Annotated in this window: 15 protein-coding genes; 9 read left to right on the top strand and 6 right to left on the bottom strand. The window is 71.7% G+C overall.

Translation table 11 applies throughout. The annotated features are described in order from the left end of the window. The first annotated feature begins 68 nt into the window (after positions 1-68). The 3 genes from mycP to ACIBR0_RS10165 all read left to right on the top strand — a co-directional run bounded on the left by mycP (position 69) and on the right by ACIBR0_RS10165 (position 2,979). Entirely contained in the window at positions 69-1,166 is a 1,098-nt protein-coding gene (gene mycP, locus ACIBR0_RS10175; protein WP_396714339.1) for a type VII secretion-associated serine protease mycosin, read from the top strand. A gap of 493 nt (positions 1,167-1,659) precedes the next feature. Next, a complete protein-coding gene (locus ACIBR0_RS10170) occupies positions 1,660-2,316 on the top strand; it encodes a Maf family protein (protein ID WP_396714099.1) in 657 nt (218 codons plus the stop codon). 9 nt (positions 2,317-2,325) lie between these two features. Then, positions 2,326-2,979 (top strand): O-methyltransferase, encoded by a 654-nt coding sequence (locus tag ACIBR0_RS10165; protein WP_357032990.1) that lies wholly within the window; start codon positions 2,326-2,328, stop codon positions 2,977-2,979. A 15-nt stretch (positions 2,980-2,994) separates the two neighbouring features. On the opposite strand, the gene ACIBR0_RS10160 is transcribed toward ACIBR0_RS10165, so the two are convergent. The 4 genes from ACIBR0_RS10160 to ACIBR0_RS10145 all read right to left on the bottom strand — a co-directional run bounded on the left by ACIBR0_RS10160 (position 2,995) and on the right by ACIBR0_RS10145 (position 6,833). Further along, a complete protein-coding gene (locus ACIBR0_RS10160; RefSeq protein WP_396714097.1) occupies positions 2,995-4,296 on the bottom strand; it encodes an MFS transporter in 1,302 nt (433 codons plus the stop codon). A 60-nt stretch (positions 4,297-4,356) separates the two neighbouring features. Further along, on the bottom strand, positions 4,357-5,112 hold the full coding sequence (locus ACIBR0_RS10155) for an ABC transporter permease (RefSeq protein ID WP_396714095.1): 756 nt from the start codon (positions 5,110-5,112) through the stop codon (positions 4,357-4,359). 16 nt (positions 5,113-5,128) lie between these two features. Beyond that, complete coding sequence (locus tag ACIBR0_RS10150) at positions 5,129-6,088, bottom strand: ATP-binding cassette domain-containing protein (protein WP_396714093.1); 960 nt, start codon at positions 6,086-6,088, stop codon at positions 5,129-5,131. 136 nt (positions 6,089-6,224) lie between these two features. After that, a complete protein-coding gene (locus ACIBR0_RS10145) occupies positions 6,225-6,833 on the bottom strand; it encodes a PadR family transcriptional regulator (RefSeq protein ID WP_396714337.1) in 609 nt (202 codons plus the stop codon). 147 nt (positions 6,834-6,980) lie between these two features. Here ACIBR0_RS10145 and ACIBR0_RS10140 point away from each other — a divergent pair, with 147 nt between their 5' ends. Next, on the top strand, positions 6,981-8,732 hold the full coding sequence (locus tag ACIBR0_RS10140; protein ID WP_396714091.1) for an acetyl/propionyl/methylcrotonyl-CoA carboxylase subunit alpha: 1,752 nt from the start codon (positions 6,981-6,983) through the stop codon (positions 8,730-8,732). Positions 8,733-8,792: 60 nt separating this feature from the next. Here ACIBR0_RS10140 and ACIBR0_RS10135 read toward each other — a convergent pair whose 3' ends face one another. Beyond that, the gene (locus ACIBR0_RS10135; protein ID WP_396714089.1) at positions 8,793-9,689 is read right to left on the bottom strand and encodes a LysR family transcriptional regulator ArgP; all 897 of its coding nucleotides are present in this window, start codon (positions 9,687-9,689) and stop codon (positions 8,793-8,795) included. 78 nt (positions 9,690-9,767) lie between these two features. Here ACIBR0_RS10135 and ACIBR0_RS10130 point away from each other — a divergent pair, with 78 nt between their 5' ends. Both ACIBR0_RS10130 and ACIBR0_RS10125 read left to right on the top strand, forming a co-directional pair. Continuing rightward, a complete protein-coding gene (locus ACIBR0_RS10130; protein WP_396714335.1) occupies positions 9,768-10,364 on the top strand; it encodes a LysE/ArgO family amino acid transporter in 597 nt (198 codons plus the stop codon). Between the two features lie 66 nt (positions 10,365-10,430). Continuing rightward, the gene (locus tag ACIBR0_RS10125; protein WP_357032972.1) at positions 10,431-11,870 is read left to right on the top strand and encodes a GuaB1 family IMP dehydrogenase-related protein; all 1,440 of its coding nucleotides are present in this window, start codon (positions 10,431-10,433) and stop codon (positions 11,868-11,870) included. A 514-nt stretch (positions 11,871-12,384) separates the two neighbouring features. Here the strand turns inward: ACIBR0_RS10125 and ACIBR0_RS10120 are convergent. After that, positions 12,385-12,957, bottom strand: a complete 573-nt coding sequence (locus ACIBR0_RS10120; RefSeq protein WP_396714086.1) for a TetR/AcrR family transcriptional regulator — start codon at positions 12,955-12,957, stop codon at positions 12,385-12,387. A gap of 74 nt (positions 12,958-13,031) precedes the next feature. On the opposite strand from ACIBR0_RS10120, the gene ACIBR0_RS10115 reads away from it, so the two are divergent. The 3 genes from ACIBR0_RS10115 to ACIBR0_RS10105 are packed head-to-tail and all read left to right on the top strand — an operon-like array spanning position 13,032 to position 15,694. Continuing rightward, positions 13,032-13,478 carry a DoxX family membrane protein gene (locus tag ACIBR0_RS10115; protein WP_396714085.1) on the top strand — a complete coding sequence of 149 codons (447 nt, stop codon included), beginning with the start codon at positions 13,032-13,034 and terminating at the stop codon, positions 13,476-13,478. A 24-nt stretch (positions 13,479-13,502) separates the two neighbouring features. Beyond that, entirely contained in the window at positions 13,503-13,970 is a 468-nt protein-coding gene (locus ACIBR0_RS10110) for a MarR family transcriptional regulator (RefSeq protein ID WP_357034008.1), read from the top strand. Next, positions 13,964-15,694: an ABC transporter ATP-binding protein gene (locus ACIBR0_RS10105; RefSeq protein ID WP_396714083.1), complete on the top strand. Its 1,731-nt coding sequence runs from the start codon at positions 13,964-13,966 to the stop codon at positions 15,692-15,694. The genes ACIBR0_RS10110 and ACIBR0_RS10105 overlap by 7 nt, the downstream gene beginning before the upstream one ends. The last annotated feature ends 53 nt before the right edge of the window (positions 15,695-15,747 follow it).

Here is a 15,747-nt window from a genome sequence, read left to right as displayed (position 1 = left end):
AGGTGATCCGGTACAGATTGCGGAAATTCGCAGCACCTCTGGTCGCGTTTGCCGCACTCACCCATCCCATGCCAGTGACCAATGCTGGCCCAGCCCCGTCACCCGATGGCGCCCTTCGCATTAGGACAGACCAGTGGCATCTCCAATATTTGAAGGTTTTTGAAGCGCATAAGGTAAGCCAGGGCGAGGGAGTAACGGTTGCAGTCCTAGATACCGGCGTAGATCCTCACCCAGATCTCCGCGTCAACCTACTGCCGGGCGTGAGTCTAATTCCTGACGAGCCAGGAGACGGCCGATCAGATTCCGATAGTCACGGAACGGGCATGGCTGGCATCATCGCTGCCCATGGAGGCGTCGGCGAAACCGGGGCGCTCGGCATTGCACCTAAGGCGCAGATACTGCCAATTAAAGCCTTCGAGAACGACAGAGAAGGCGATAACGACCGCTTGGCCCGAGCGATCGAATACTCGATCTCAGAAGGCGCAGACGTGATCAGCATTTCAGCTGGTGGGGGTTTTAGTCAACGCCTCTCACGCGCCCTCGCTGCTGCCCGCTCGGCGAACGTCGTTGTTGTCGCAGCTGCCGGCAATCGCCCGGACGACATCGACGTCATTTACCCAGCATCGTCGGATGGGGTTATTGCTGTTGGGGGAGTCGACCGTGGCGGCCGCTACGCAAGCTTCTCTGTTACAGGCCCGGCGGTAAGTATTGTCGCGCCCGCTGTCGACATTTACAGCACGAGTTCTAGGGGCAGGTACCGCAAGGGAACCGGAACCTCTGACTCCACGGCCATTGTTGCGGGCGCGGCCGCTCTCGTACGGTCGAAGTACCCCGACCTGCCCGCATCCGAGGTGGTCCATCGCCTGACCGCCACCGCCGTCGACAAGGGACCTCCCGGCCGCGACGACCAGTACGGCTACGGCGTCATTGATCTGGTTGCGGCGCTGAGTGCTGACGTCCCGCCGCTCGGCTTCAACTCTTCGCCATCCGTACCCACCGCCGCGCAGTCATCGGCGGCTCAACCAGACACCGGCTCGGAGGATGGCGAGTCCACGGTTCGTGGGCTCCTGACGCTTGGCGTTCTGCTGGCGGTCGGAGGCGTGTGGGCAGCGGTTGCTCGGCGACGGCGTCACAGTGACGACCCACCCCCACGCATCAGCCGCTGATCGGACTTTTCGTCACAGATTTCGCTCGGGCGCCGTCGCGGCTACTTGATCCACTCGATGTCATTGAAGTCGGGGTGTCAAGGCGCGCAGGATGGCCCGACTTCAATGAAGGCGAGTCGATCAAGGTCTTCGCCCGGGATCAGTCGTCGAGACGTACGAGCAGGCTCACTCCACCCCAGCCGGGCCTTGCGACCCAGCGGACGGGTTGGCCCGTGACCTTGGCGATCTGGTTGAAGTCGCGGTCGTAGCGCAGCAGCGACGGGCCGTGGTACTCGGCGGTGGCCGATCAGTCGTTGTCCTGGCGGTGGACAGGAACTCCAACTTCACGAGCGGGCACACGGCGAGCCGGCCGGCGGTCAGGGCCGGCTCCCAGCGTGACCGCAGCGACTCGTCTCCAGGTTGTCGACGTCCGGCGCGAAACAACGGCGCGAAACAATGGGAGGACGCGCGGGGTGTACCGCGGAGGCACCGGTGGCCCGGTAACGTCGGCGACGTGCCTGAATCCATGCCCCTTCGTCTCGTGCTCGCGTCGGCGAGCCCCGCCCGCCGCAAGACCCTCCAGGCCGCCGGCATCGAGCCGGACGTGCTGGTGAGCGGCGTAGACGAGTCCCTGGTGGTCACCGACCGGGCCGAGGATCTGTGCCTGGAACTGGCGCGGCTCAAGACTCAGGCGGTGCTGACCCGGCTGCGTCCCGCCGACGACCAGCGCACGTTGGTGATCGGTTGTGACTCGGTGCTGGCCTTCGACGGCGAGATCCTGGGCAAGCCGGCGGACGCGGCGGATGCCGTCCGGCGGTGGGAGCGTATGCGTGGGCGCAGCGGCGTCCTGCACAGCGGGCACTGTCTGATCGACATCGAGGCGGGGCGGCGGGCCGAGGCGGTGGCCTCGACGACCGTGCACTTCGCCGACATCGACGATGACGAGATCGCCAGGTACGTGGGCACGGGCGAGCCGTTGGCGGTGGCGGGCGCCTTCACGATCGACGGGCTGGGTGGGCCGTTCGTGGAGCGGATCGAGGGTGACCCGGGGACGGTGGTGGGTCTGAGCCTGCCGTTGCTGCGTCGTCTCCTCGCCGAGTTGGACCTGCGGATCACCGATCTGTGGACGAAGGTCGCGCCGGGCAACCAGTCCGTCGATCCGCTGGGCTAGCGTCCGGTCATGACCACCAAGTCGATTCCGCTCACCGAGGACCTGCACGCGTACCTCGTCGCGCACGGCTCGCCACCGGACCAGATCATGCGGGAGCTGATCGAGGAGACGCGGGCGGCCCTGCCGGACGACGCGCAGATGCAGGTCGCCCCGGAGCAGGCCGCTTTCCTGACCTTCCTCACCCGGCTGCTCGGTGCCCGGCGGGCGGTCGAGGTGGGCACCTTCACCGGGTTGTCCTCGCTGGCGATCGCCCGGGGCCTGGTCGACGGTGGGCGGCTGACCTGCTTCGACATCTCCGAGGAGTACACCGGCATCGCCCGGCGGTACTGGACCCGCGCGGGGGTGGACGACCGCATCGACCTGCGGATCGGGCCGGCCGGGGAGACGCTGCGCGAGCTGCCGTACGAGCGGGAGATCGACGTCGCGTTCATCGACGCGGACAAGACCGGCTACCCCATCTACTGGTCGGAGCTGGTGCCGCGGATGCGCCCGGGCGGGGTGATCGCGGTGGACAACGTGTTGCGGGGTGGCCGGGTGATCGCGCCGGGGAACGCCGACGACCGGGCGATCGCGGCGTTCAACGACGAGGTCCTGGCCGACGTCCGGGTCGACGCGGTGATGCTGCCGATCGCCGACGGCCTCACCCTCGCGCGGGTGCACTGACACCACCGGAGTGGATCAACCGGCGCCAACCGGGGTGGGCTGGAGGTCGTCGGCCGGGGTGCCGGCGTGCAGCGCGCGGCCGAGTCGCGTGGCGAGCACCGCCGCCGCCGCGATGAAGCCCGGCAGCAGCAGGAAGGCCAGGTACGGTCCGACGCCGTCGGCCAACCAGCCCAGGGCCACCGGCGCGATGCCGAAGCCGACCCCCATCGAGTACGACGCCCAGCCCGCCGCCTTGTCCGCGGCCGGTCCGGCGACGGCGAGCGCGATGGAGATGGCCAGCGGGTAGTGCAGCGCGTTGCCGAGGCCGAGCACGACCAGCCCGACGACGGCGAGCCAGCCCACCGGTGCGGTCCAGAAGATCGTGAACCCGGCCAGCGACACGCCCAGTGCTCCGAGCAGCAGGGGCACCGGCCGGTACCGCAGGGCGAACCGTCCGCCGACCAGCCGCCCGACGAACATCCCACCGACGATCGCGGCCACGGCGGCGGAGGCGGCCCCGGCGTCGAGGCCGGAGTGGTCGCGCAGCACGTCGGCCGTCCACAGCGACAGGCACACCTCGATCGAGCCGGTCACGGCCATGAGGGTCCAGGCGATCCAGTACGCCCGTGGCAGCCGCTGCGAAAGGAAGGGCCCCCGCTTAACGCCTGGTGCATAGGAAGGGTCCCTTCCTAACACGGGGCTGGTGGGCGCGGAACGGCTCGTGACGGTCGGGGGCGCGGGCGCGGCGACCGGGCCGCCGGGAGCCGCGGCAGCGGGGGCGGTCTGCCGCGGGCGTACCCCGAAAGCAAGCGCGACCAGCGCGATCAGGCCGACCTCGACGGCCATCACCGGTCGCCAGCCCCAGCCGGCGTCCACGCTGGCCCCGATGACCACCGGGGCGAGGATGCCGAGGCCGGCGCAGGCGGCGTTGGCCTCGGTCAGCGCGGCCGGCGCGGCAGGCCCGTGCCGCGCGGTGAGCACGACGGCGACGCCGCTGATGACGATCATGCCGAAGGTGGCGATCACCACGACCGCGGCGATGGTGGCCGGCAGGGGACGCGCCACGCCGAAGGCGGTGACGCCGACGGCGACGCCCGCGAGGCCGGTCCAGATGGCCGCGCCGCGGCCGACGCGGCGCGCGAGCGGCGCGAAGAGCGCACCGCCGAGCAGCGATCCGACGGCGATGCCGGTGCTGTGCAGGCCCGCGACCGCCGCGGAGGTGCCCTGTTCGTCGCGGAGCAGCGGGACCACCGGGCCGAAGCCGTAGAGGAAGAAACCCCAGAGACCCAGCTGGGCGTACGCCAGCCAGGTGGTCCGGTCACGGGTGAAGCGGGGCACGCGCCTTACGCTACAAGCGCTCGATGCGTACCCCGCTCCTGGTGAGAGGCAGCTCTCCCGTCAGCGGACGCTGCGGGCGAACTGGCGGGCGGCCCAGAAGACGCCGGCGGCGGCGAGCACCGCGATGATGGTCAGCCCCTGCCAGACCTTGTCGTCGCCGAGGTCACCGGCGAACAGCGCGCGGGTGCCGTCGACCGCCCAGGAGAACGGGTTCCAGTCCGCGATGCCCTGCAACCAGCCGGGCGCGAAGGTCAGCGGGAGCAGGATGCCGGAGAGCAGGAGCACCGGCTGGGCGACGGTGTTCATCAGCGGTGCGAGGGCGTCCTCGCTCTTGACCTTGAGGGCGACCCCGTAGGAGACGGCGGAGGTCATCAGCGCGATGAGGGCCAGCATCAGGTACGCCAGGAGCAGGTCACCGATGAAGACCCGCAGGTCGAACAGGAGCGCGAGCAGGGTGATGATGATCGCCTGCACGATCAGCGAGACGACGTCGCGCAGGGAGCGACCGAGCAGCAGGGCCAGACGGCTGACCGGGGTGACCCGGGAGCGTTCGATGACCCCGGCGCGCAGCTCGGCGATCAGGCCGAAGCCCTGGAACAGGCCACCGAAGATGGCCAGCAGGACCAGCAGGCCGGGTACGAAGATCTTGTAGGCCTCGGCCTGGGTGGGCGCGTTGAGGGCCGGCTTGAGCAGCGGGGCGAAGAGGAGCAGGTACATCACCGGCTGGAAGACGCCGACGAAGACCCAGACCGGGTTGCGCAGGAGCAGTTGGAGCTGCCGCTCGAAGATCAGCCACGTGTCGCGGGCGAGTTTCACGATGTCTCCGGTGGTCTCAGGACTCGCGCAGCGAGCGGCCGGTCTTGGTCAGGAAGACGTCGTCGAGGCTGGGACGGTGCAGCTCGATCGAGGTGAGCGTGAGGCCGGCGCTGTCGACCCGGCGGAGGATCTGCGGGATGGCGGTAGCGCCCTCGTCGACGTAGAGGCGCAGGCCGCCCTCGTCGGCGGTCTCCAGCTTGTTGACGTACGGCTCGGTGTCGAGCAGCTCGGCGGCCTGCGGCGTGGCGACGGCGTCCAGCCCCACCAGGACCACGTCGCCGGAGATCTCCCGCTTGAGGTCGGCCGGGGTGCCCTCGGCGACGACCTCGCCGTGGTCCATGATCGCGATCCGGTCGCAGAGGGCGTCGGCTTCGTCCAGATAGTGCGTGGTGATGAAGACCGTCATCCCGTCGGTGCGCAGCCGCCGGATCTCGTCCCACATGTGGGCGCGGCTCTGCGGGTCGAGGCCGGTGGTCGGCTCGTCCAGGAAGACGATCCTCGGCTCGTGGATGATGCCGAGCGCGATCTCCACCCGGCGGCGTTGGCCGCCGGAGTAGGTCTTGCACTTGCGGTCGGCGTACTCGGTGAGCTGGAAGGCGTCCAGCGCACCGGCCGCGCGCCGGTGCGCCTCGGCCTTGGAGATGCCGTACATCCGCGCGTGCAGCACCAGCTCCTCGCGGGCGGTCGACTCGTCCCAGGTGCTGCCACCCTGGGCGACGTAACCGATGCGGCGGCGCACCTCGGCCGGGTCCTTGCGCAGGTCGGCGCCGGCGATGGTGGCCTCGCCGCCGTCCGGCTCGATCAGCGTGGCGAGCATCCGCAGAGTGGTGGTCTTGCCGGCACCGTTGGGGCCGAGGAAGCCGAAGATCTCCCCCTCGGTGACCTGGAGGTCGACCCCGCGCACGGCGTCGACCGTCTTCGTCTCCCGACCGGTGCGGGTGCGGAACGACTTCCGCAACCCTCTGGTCTCGATCATGTCTGGCTCCTGGTCGCCCCGGGCCGGCGACGGCCGGCCATCTCTCTGTCCACAGAAGACGGCACCGGACGGCGCGCTTCCCCGTTGTGCCGCGGTAAGGCTAACGCGATATAGCTCTTATGGTCAACGTTGATTATTAGGGGCCCGAGGTACGCGGTGGCAGACGCTCCTCCCACCCGGACCACCCGTCCGCACGCTCCAGCCCATCAGGCAGGTACGACATCCCTTCGTCGATCCGGTCGGCGATCCGCTCGCACCAGGCGATCTCCACCTCGGCGCGGTCCGACCAGAGCTCGAACATCCAGCCCACGTGCACCGGCTTGGTGGACCGCAGCCAATCCGAGTTCAACGACGTACGCATCCATCCGACACCGGCGCGGAGCTGGTTCGCCCGGTTGCGCAGGGCCGCCGAGGCTTCCTCGCGGGGCAGCGCCGGCAGGAAGGAGAAGGCCGCCGCGAAGGGATCGGCCGGCTCGTGCAGCCGCCACCACAACCCACGCAGGAGCGTCTCGAACTCGTCCTCGCCCTTCGGCGTGATCTCGTAGGTGGTGCGAGCCGGACGGGCACCCACCTGCTCGGTCGCGACCTCGCGCAGCAGTCCCTCCTGGGTCAGCTTGCGCAGGGCGTGGTAGATCGAGCCGGGCTGGACGTTGGCCCACTTGTCGGCGTTCCAGCTCAGCAGCTCGCGGCGGACGTCGTAGCCGTGCACCGGCTGCATCCAGCGGACCAGTCCCAGGATCATCATTCGCGTGGCGGACACAGGCACAAGCGTATTAGACAAGTTTGACTAGAACCCGGTGGGACAGTGCCACATCCCACACTGAGCGATCGTTAGGGACATCAGGGTGGCCGATACACTCCCGGTCAACGACCTCCCGGGAGGAGCCACAAGGTGCGCAAGGTACTCATCGCCAACCGCGGCGAGATCGCCGTCCGCGTCATCCGCGCCTGCCGCGACGCCGGCCTCGGCAGCGTCGCCGTCTACGCGGACTCCGACCGGGACGCCCTGCACGCGACGCTCGCCGACGAGGCGTACGCGCTGGGCGGCGACACGGCGGCCGAGAGCTACCTGCGCATCGACAAGCTGATCGACGTCGCCGCGAAGGCCGGCGCCGACGCCGTCCACCCCGGGTACGGCTTCCTCTCCGAGAACGCCGACTTCGCCCAGGCGGTCATCGACGCCGGGCTGACCTGGATCGGCCCCACCCCGCAGGCCATCCGCGACCTCGGCGACAAGGTGACCGCCCGGCACATCGCCCAGCGGGCCGGCGCACCCCTGGTCCCCGGCACCCCCGACCCGGTGGGCAACGCCGACGAGGTGATCGCCTTCGCCGTCGACCACGGCCTGCCGGTCGCCATCAAGGCGGCCTTCGGCGGCGGCGGTCGCGGCCTCAAGGTGGCGCGCACGATGGAGGAGATCCCGCACCTGTTCGAGTCGGCCACCCGCGAGGCGGTCGCCGCGTTCGGCCGGGGCGAGTGCTTCGTCGAGCGCTACCTGGACAAGCCCCGGCACGTCGAGGCGCAGGTCCTCGCCGACCAGCACGGCAACGTGATCGTCGTCGGCACCCGGGACTGCTCGCTGCAGCGCCGGCACCAGAAGCTGGTCGAGGAGGCCCCCGCGCCGTTCCTCACCGACGCGCAGCGCGCGCAGATCCACGACAGCGCCAAGGCGATCTGCCGGGAGGCCGGCTACCACGGCGCCGGCACGGTGGAGTACCTGGTCGGCGCGGACGGCACCATCTCCTTCCTGGAGGTCAACACCCGCCTCCAGGTGGAGCACCCGGTGACCGAGGAGACGGCCGGCGTCGACCTGGTCCGTGAGCAGTTCCGGATCGCCGACGGCGAGAAGCTGCGCTTCAGCGAGGATCCGACCCCGCGCGGGCACGCCATCGAGTTCCGGATCAACGGCGAGGACCCGGGCCGCAACTTCCTGCCCGCCCCCGGCACGATCACCGCGCTGCGGCTGCCCAGCGGCCCGGGCGTCCGGGTGGACACCGGCGTCTCGGCCGGCGACGTGATCGGCGGCAACTTCGACTCTCTGCTGGCGAAGGTGATCATCACCGGCGAGACGCGTACCGAGGCGATCGAGCGGGCCCGCCGCGCACTCGACGAGATGGTGGTCGAGGGCATGGCCACCGCGCTGCCGTTCCACCGCCTCGTGGTGCGGGACGAGGCGTTCACGTCCGAGCCGTTCCACGTGCACACCCGCTGGATCGAGACCGAGTTCGACAACACCGTGCCGGCCTTCACCGCCGCCGCCGGCGCCGCCGAGGGCCCGGCCGAGCGCGAGACCGTCGTGGTCGAGGTGGGTGGCAAGCGGCTCGAGGTGGTCCTGCCCGCCGGCCTCGGCGCGGGTACGGCCACCGCCGCGCCGGCCACCAGGAAGCCGGGCCGCCGGGGCGGCTCCGCGAAGGCCGGCGCCGCCGTCGGCGGTGACGCCCTCACCTCGCCCATGCAGGGCACCATCGTCAAGATCGCCGTCGCCGACGGGGACACCGTCGCGGAGGGCGACCTGGTCGTGGTGCTGGAGGCGATGAAGATGGAGCAGCCGCTGCACGCGCACAAGGCCGGCACGGTCAGCGGCCTCTCCGCCGAGGTCGGCGCGGTCATCACCGCCGGTGCCGCCATCTGCACCATCGCCTGAGGTGTAAGGAAGGGCCCCTTCTTAACGCCTGGTGCATAGGAAGGGTCCCCTCCTAACACTTCAGCGCAGCACGACCGCCGCCTCGGCGCGGACGGCGGCGGTCAGCGCACCCAGCACGGTCGAGTCCAGGCGCCAGTGCTGCCAGTACAGCGGCACGTCGACGTACCGGCCGGGCGCCAGGTCGACACACGTGCCGTCGGCCAGGTCGGCGGCGGCCAACTGCTCGGGCACCACGCCCCAGCCGAGCCCCCGGCGGATCGCCTCGCCGAACGCCGGCACCGACGGCACGTGGTGCACCGGCGGGTCCAGGTGCCGCCCCGTCACCGACCGCAGGAAACGGTGCTGCACGCGGTCCTTGCGGTCGAACGCGACCATCGGCGCCGCCGCCAGCGCCGAGGCGGTCAGCCCGTCGGGGAACCACCGTCCGGCCCGACCGGACGCTGCCAACGCGCGGTAGCGCATCGCGCCGAGCGGCATCGCCCGGCAGCCCTGCACCGCCTCCCGCTGCGCGGTCACCGCCGCCATGACGGCGCCGTCGCGCAGCAGGTCCGCCGTGTGGTCCTGGTCGTCCTGGCGTACGTCGAAGCGGACCGCCAGGTCGTCGGGCACCCGGGCCAGCGCGGCGACGAACCAGGTGGCCAGGGAGTCTGCGTTCACGACCACGGCCAGCCGGGTGCCCAGGCGGTCCCCGGTCAGCGCCCCGCGCGCGTCGGCCAGCGCCTCCCGTTCCAGCAGGTCCAGTTGTCCCGCCAGACGCAGCAGGGGCCGGCCCGCCTCGGTGGCCCGGCACGGCCGCGTACGCCGCACGAGGACCTGCCCGACCGCCTCCTCCAGCGCCCGGATCCGCTGGCTCACCGCGGACGGGGTCACGTGCAGGATCCGGGCCGCCGCGTCGAAGCTTCCCTCGGCCACCACGGCCGTCAGCGTGCGGAGCTGTGCCGAATCGAGTCCCTCCATAAGCTGAGCTTACGGAGCATCAGAAACGTGAGCTGGACTGGCCCAGGCGGACGACCATAGCCTCGTGATGTGCCTGATCTGCTGCCCTCGGCCCTCGCCGGGTTCTCCGTGTCCCTCGCCCTCATCGTCGCCATCGGCGCGCAGAACGCCTTCGTGCTGCGTCAGGGCCTGCGCCGGGAGCACGTCGTACCGGTGGTGGTGGCGTGTGCCGCCTCCGACGCCCTGCTCATCGCGGCCGGGATCGCCGGTCTCGGCACCGTCGTCTCCGGGCATCCGACACTGCTCACCGCCGTCCGCTGGGGCGGCGCGGTCTTCCTGTTCTCCTACGCGCTCCTCGCGGCCCGGCGCGCACTGCGCCCCGGCACGCTGGCGCCGACCGACCGACCGCCGGCCCCCCTGCGGGCGACCGTCCTCGCCTGCCTCGCGTTCACCTACCTCAACCCGCACGTGTACCTGGACACGGTGCTGCTCATCGGCGGGATCGCGCAGCAGCACGAGGACCGCTGGGCCTTCGGCGGGGGCGCCGTGCTGGCCAGCGTCGTCTGGTTCAGCGCGCTCGGCGCCGGGGCGCACCGGCTCGCGCCCCTGCTGGCGCGTACCCGGGCGTGGCGGGTGTTGGACGGGGCCGTCGCCGTCGTGATGGCCGCGGTGGGCGCGGCCCTGCTCCTGGGGTGAGCGTGCGGGAGGTGTTTTCCGTGACCACCGGCGGCGGTCCCGGCGGTTGCCAGGAATGATGGCCGGGTGCGGTTCCTACATGGCGCGGTCCCCGCGCACGACCTGACCTACAACGACGTCTTCATGGCGCCGGCCCGCTCCGAGGTGGGCTCGCGACTCGACGTCGACCTGGCCACCAGCGACGGTACGGGCACCACCATCCCGCTGGTGGTGTCGAACATGACCGCGGTGGCCGGACGGCGGATGGCCGAGACGGTCGCCCGCCGGGGCGCCATCGCGGTCATCCCGCAGGACATCCCCATCGAGGTCGTGGCGAACGTCGTCGCCTGGGTGAAGCAACGGCACCTCGTGCACGACACGGCCATCACCCTCGGCCCGACCGACACCGTCGGCGACGCCATCCACCTGCTGCCGAAGCGCTCGCACGGCGCGGTGATCGTGGTCGACCCGGAGAGCCGCCCCCTCGGCGTGGTGACCGAGGCGGACACCGTGGGCGTGGACCGGTTCGCCCAGCTCCGGCACGTGATGTCGACCGAGCTGCACACGGTGCCGGCCGACGCGGACCCGCGTACCGGCTTCGACCGGCTGTCGGCCGGGCGTCGGCGGCTCGCCCCGGTGGTGGACGCCGACGGGCGGCTGGTCGGTGTGCTCACCCGGCAGGGCGCCCTGCGGGCGACCCTCTACAAGCCGGCCGTCGACGACCGGGGCCGGCTGCGCATCGCCGCCGCCGTCGGCATCAACGGCGACGTGGCGGGCAAGGCCGCCGCGCTGCTCCAGGCCGGGGTGGACACCCTGGTCGTGGACACCGCGCACGGCCACCAGGAGCGGATGATCTCCGCGTTGCGGAGGGTCCGCGAGGTCGATCCGCACGTCCCGGTGGCGGCCGGAAACGTCGTCACCGCCGAGGGCGTACGCGACCTGGTCGAGGCCGGCGCGGACATCATCAAGGTGGGCGTCGGCCCGGGAGCGATGTGCACCACCCGGATGATGACCGGGGTCGGTCGGCCGCAGTTCTCCGCCGTCCTGGACTGCGCGGCGGCGGCTCGCGAGCTGGGTCGGCACGTGTGGGCCGACGGCGGCGTACGGCACCCGCGCGACGTCGCGCTCGCCCTGGCCGCCGGCGCGTCCAACGTGATGATCGGTTCCTGGTTCGCGGGGACCTACGAGTCCCCCGGCGACCTCTACACCGACGCCGACGGGCGGCGCTACAAGGAGAGCTTCGGCATGGCGTCGGCGCGCGCGGTCAGCGCCCGTACCGCCGACGACAGCGCCTTCGACCGGGCCCGCAAGGCGATCTTCGAGGAGGGCATCTCCTCGGCCCGGATGTACCTCGACCCGACCCGACCCGGTGTGGAGGACCTCATCGACGAGATCATCTCCGGGGTGCGCAGCGCCTTCACCTACGCGGGCGCGCGGAACCTGGACGAGTTCCACGAGCGGGCGCTGGTCGGCGTGCAGAGCGCGGCCGGCTACACCGAGGGGATGCCGCTGCCCACGAGCTGGTGACCGGCGGGAGGTCGGGACCGGCACCGCTGCTCGCCGGAGCCGTCCGTGCGCGCCCTCCCGGCCGGCATCCTCCTCTGCCCGACGCCCGTCCGTCCCGCGTCCTTCCGTCCCGCGCCCTCCCGTTCCGCGCCCTCCCGTCCCGCGCCCTCCCGTCCCGCGCTGTCGAGCTGCCCCGTCTGTGGGGCAGGGCATCCACCGTGACGCGCTGGCGCGGATGGGCCGGCGGGCGGCCGCGTTCAGCGGCGCGGGCCGGTTGGGCCGGGCAGATCGACTGCGGGTGCGACTTCCCGGCCGGGACGCACGGGGGCGGGGAAAGGGGTAGCCCCGCCCCACTGGTGGGGCAGGTCGACAGCACTCACGGTGGACGGGCGACCGGGTCCACCACGAACGCTGGCTGAGTCATCGACGACATCACCTCGACAGCGGGTGCGACTGCTACCGGCGATGGTCGGACGACGGGCCGGAGCCCCGCGCCGAGTGCCGGGCGTCGGTCCGCCGGACCGTTCCCCGCCCGTCAGTTCCGGGGGAAGAGGCGGTGGATGACGGCGCGGGCGGCTGCCCGGGGGTCGTCGCCGACCTCGGCGGGCAGGGCGCCGGCCAGCCACAGGGTGGCGAAGCCGTGCACGATCGACCAGGCGGCGAGGGCGTCCCCCTGGGGATCGGACGCCGTGGGGCGGTCGGCGGGCAGGCCGGCCACGCTGGCGTGCAGAGCGGCGCCGGAGCGCTCCTGGGCGGCCAGCAGCTCCGGGTCGTCGGCCCGGAGCAGGTCGGAGCGGAACATCACCTCGAAGTGCGCCCGGTGCTCCACGGCGAAGCCCACGTACGCCACGCCGACCTCCAGCAGTCCGCCGTCGGCGGCACGCAACGCGTCGGCCAGCAGGTCGAAGCCCTGGGCGGCGACCGCGGTGAGCAGGCCCGCCTTGTCCCCGAAGTGGTGTGCCGGCGCGGCGTGCGACACGCCCGCCCGGCGGGCCAGGTCGCGCAGGCTCAGGGCACCCGGCCCGGCTTCCCCGATCGCCTCGACGGCTGCCGCGAGCAGCGCCCGCCGCAGGTCGCCGTGATGGTAGCCACGCGTTCCGGAGGACATGCCCCACTCTAACTTGCCATTGACAAGATAAGCACCGAGGGGCCAATCTTGCCAATGACTAGATAGGAGAGGTCATGATCCCCCTGCTCGCCCTCGTGATCGGCGCCGCGCTCGCCCGGCTGGCCGGCCTGGCCGGCGTCGACGCCCTGGACGGGTGGCATCCCGCCCTCCGGGTGGGACTCGCCCTGATGCTCGTACTCACCGGCACCGCCCACTTCTCGCGGACCCGGCGGGCGGACCTCGTCGCGATGGTCCCGCCCGGGCTCCCCCGGCCGGACCTGCTCGTCACCGTCACCGGCGCCCTGGAGCTGGCCGGCGCGGCGGCGCTGCTCGTCCCGGCGACCGCGCGCTGGGCCGCCGCCGGCCTGGCCCTGCTGATGCTGGCGATGTTCCCGGCGAACGTCTCCGCCGCCCGGCGGGGGCTCACCCTCGCCGGCCGGCCGGTCACGCCGATCGGCACGCGGACGGTGCTCCAGATCGTGTTCGTCGCCACGGCCGCCGTAATTTCGTTTGGCCCCTGACGGTCTTGAGCTAACCTGTTCCGCGTGGATCTGGTGACCCTCTCGGACGTGCCGCTCGGTCGGCTGCTGGTGGTGGCCGGGCACGTCACCGGCCAGCGGTGGAACCGCTACCTGGCCGAGGAGCACGGGCTCACCCAGGCCGGCATGGTGGCCCTCATGACGCTCGCGCAGCACGGCGAGCTGCCGCACCGGGCGGTCGCCGAACGGTGCTTCGTCCGGCCGGCGACCCTCACCGGCATCGTCGACACGCTGGAGAAGGACGGCCTGGTCGAGCGGCAGCGCGACGAGACGGACCGCCGGAGCGTACGACTCACGCTCACCGACGCCGGACGCGCCCGGGCGGCGGCGCTCACCGCACTGATCCACTCGAAGCGCCCGCTCACCTCCGTCGACGCGGACCCCGCGAAGGCGGCGGTGATCCGGGAGTTCCTCCTGGAGGTCATCGCCGCCGGGGACGAGCCGAGTCCGACCCTGGAGGCCCCCACATGCTGATGCGGTTGCTGCGCACGTTCCTGCGCCCGTACCAGCGACCGCTGGCGGCGGTGGTGCTGCTCCAGTTCGTCGGCACGATCGCCTCGCTCTACCTGCCCAGCCTCAACGCCGACATCATCGACCTCGGGGTGGCCCGGGGCGACACCGGCTACATCGTGCGGACCGGTGGGTGGATGCTCGCGGTCAGCCTGGTGCAGATCGTCTGCTCGATCGCCGCCGTGTACCTCGGCGCGCGGACCGCCATGGGGTTCGGGCGGGACGTCCGGGCCGCGGTGTTCCGGCACGTCAACCGGTTCTCGGCCCGCGAGGTGGCCCGGTTCGGGGCACCGTCGCTGATCACCCGCAACACCAACGACGTGCAGCAGGTGCAGATGCTCGTCCTGATGAGCTGCACGATGCTGGTCGCCGCACCGATCATGAGCGTGGGCGGCGTCGTGATGGCCCTGCGCGAGGACGTCGGGCTGTCCTGGCTGATGCTCGTCAGCGTCCCGGTGCTCGCCGTCGCCCTCGGACTGATCATCCGGCGGATGGTGCCGCAGTTCCGCCTGATGCAGACGCGCATCGACACCGTCAACCGGGTGCTGCGCGAGCAGATCACCGGCATACGCGTCGTCCGGGCGTTCGTGCGCGAGCCGTACGAGACGGAACGCTTCTCCGGCGCGAACGCCGACCTGACCGCGACCGCCCTGCGCACCGGCCGGCTGATGGCCCTGATCTTCCCCGTCGTGATGCTGGTGCTCAACGTCTCCAGCGTCGCGGTGCTGTGGTTCGGCGCGCAGCGGGTGGACGAGGGGGCGATCCAGGTCGGCGCGCTCACCGCCTTCCTCCAGTACCTGATGCAGATCCTGATGGCGGTCATGATGGCCACCTTCATGCTGATGATGGTGCCCCGCGCGGCGGTCTGCGCCGAGCGGATCACCGAGGTGCTGGACACCGACTCCTCCGTGGTGCCCGCCGCCCGACCCGTGACCGACGTGCCGGGCCGGGCCGACCTGGAGCTGCGGGACGTGCGGTTTCAGTACCCGGGGGCCGCCGAGGCGGTGCTGCGGGACATCTCCTTCCGGGTGCGCGCCGGTACGACCACCGCGATCGTCGGCAGCACCGGCGCCGGCAAGACCACCCTGCTGTCGCTGATCCCCCGGCTGGTCGACGTGACCGCCGGCGCGGTCCTGGTCGACGGGGTGGACGTGCGGGAGCTGGCACCGGACGAGCTGTGGCGCCGGATCGGCCTGGTGCCGCAGAAGCCGTACCTGTTCACGGGCACGGTGGCGAGCAACCTGCGCTACGGCAATCCCGACGCCACCGACGCCGAGCTGTGGACGGCCCTGGAGATCGCCCAGGCGCGCGACTTCGTCGAGGCGATGCCGGAGGGGCTCGACGCGCCGATCGCGCAGGGCGGCACCAACGTCTCCGGTGGCCAGCGGCAGCGGCTGGCGATCGCGCGGGCCCTGGTCCGGCGACCGGAGATCTACCTCTTCGACGACTCGTTCTCGGCGCTGGACCTCGGCACCGACGCCCGGCTGCGGGCGGCGCTGCGACCGGTCACCGCGGACGCGGCGGTGGTGATCGTGGCCCAGCGGGTCTCCACGGTCGCCGACGCCGACCAGATCATCGTGCTGGAGAACGGAGGCGTGGTCGGGATGGGCCGACACGACGACCTGCTGGTCGACTGTCCGACGTACGCCGAGATCGTCGCGTCCCAGCAGACCGGGGTGGCGGCGTGACCGGGCGGGATGGGACGGCTCCCGCCGTACCGGAGCAGAAGTCGGCGGGCGAG

Source organism: Micromonospora sp. NPDC049497 (assembly GCF_044465805.1).
In the GTDB taxonomy this organism is placed as follows: domain Bacteria; phylum Actinomycetota; class Actinomycetes; order Mycobacteriales; family Micromonosporaceae; genus Micromonospora.
Note: the sequence above shows the minus strand (reverse complement) of the source record. Positions and strands in the feature narration are given on the sequence as shown.

Excerpts from the sequence above, each read along its gene's own strand:
- mycP (WP_396714339.1), top strand. The coding sequence starts at position 69 with ATGCCAGTGACCAATGCTGGCCCAGCCCCGTCACCCGATGGCGCCCTT.
- ACIBR0_RS10165 (WP_357032990.1), top strand. The coding sequence starts at position 2,326 with ATGACCACCAAGTCGATTCCGCTCACCGAGGACCTGCACGCGTACCTC.
- ACIBR0_RS10150 (WP_396714093.1), bottom strand. The coding sequence starts at position 6,088 with ATGATCGAGACCAGAGGGTTGCGGAAGTCGTTCCGCACCCGCACCGGT.
- ACIBR0_RS10145 (WP_396714337.1), bottom strand. The coding sequence starts at position 6,833 with ATGATGATCCTGGGACTGGTCCGCTGGATGCAGCCGGTGCACGGCTAC.
- ACIBR0_RS10135 (WP_396714089.1), bottom strand. The coding sequence starts at position 9,689 with ATGGAGGGACTCGATTCGGCACAGCTCCGCACGCTGACGGCCGTGGTG.
- ACIBR0_RS10120 (WP_396714086.1), bottom strand. The coding sequence starts at position 12,957 with ATGTCCTCCGGAACGCGTGGCTACCATCACGGCGACCTGCGGCGGGCG.
- ACIBR0_RS10115 (WP_396714085.1), top strand. The coding sequence starts at position 13,032 with ATGATCCCCCTGCTCGCCCTCGTGATCGGCGCCGCGCTCGCCCGGCTG.
- ACIBR0_RS10105 (WP_396714083.1), top strand. The coding sequence starts at position 13,964 with ATGCTGATGCGGTTGCTGCGCACGTTCCTGCGCCCGTACCAGCGACCG.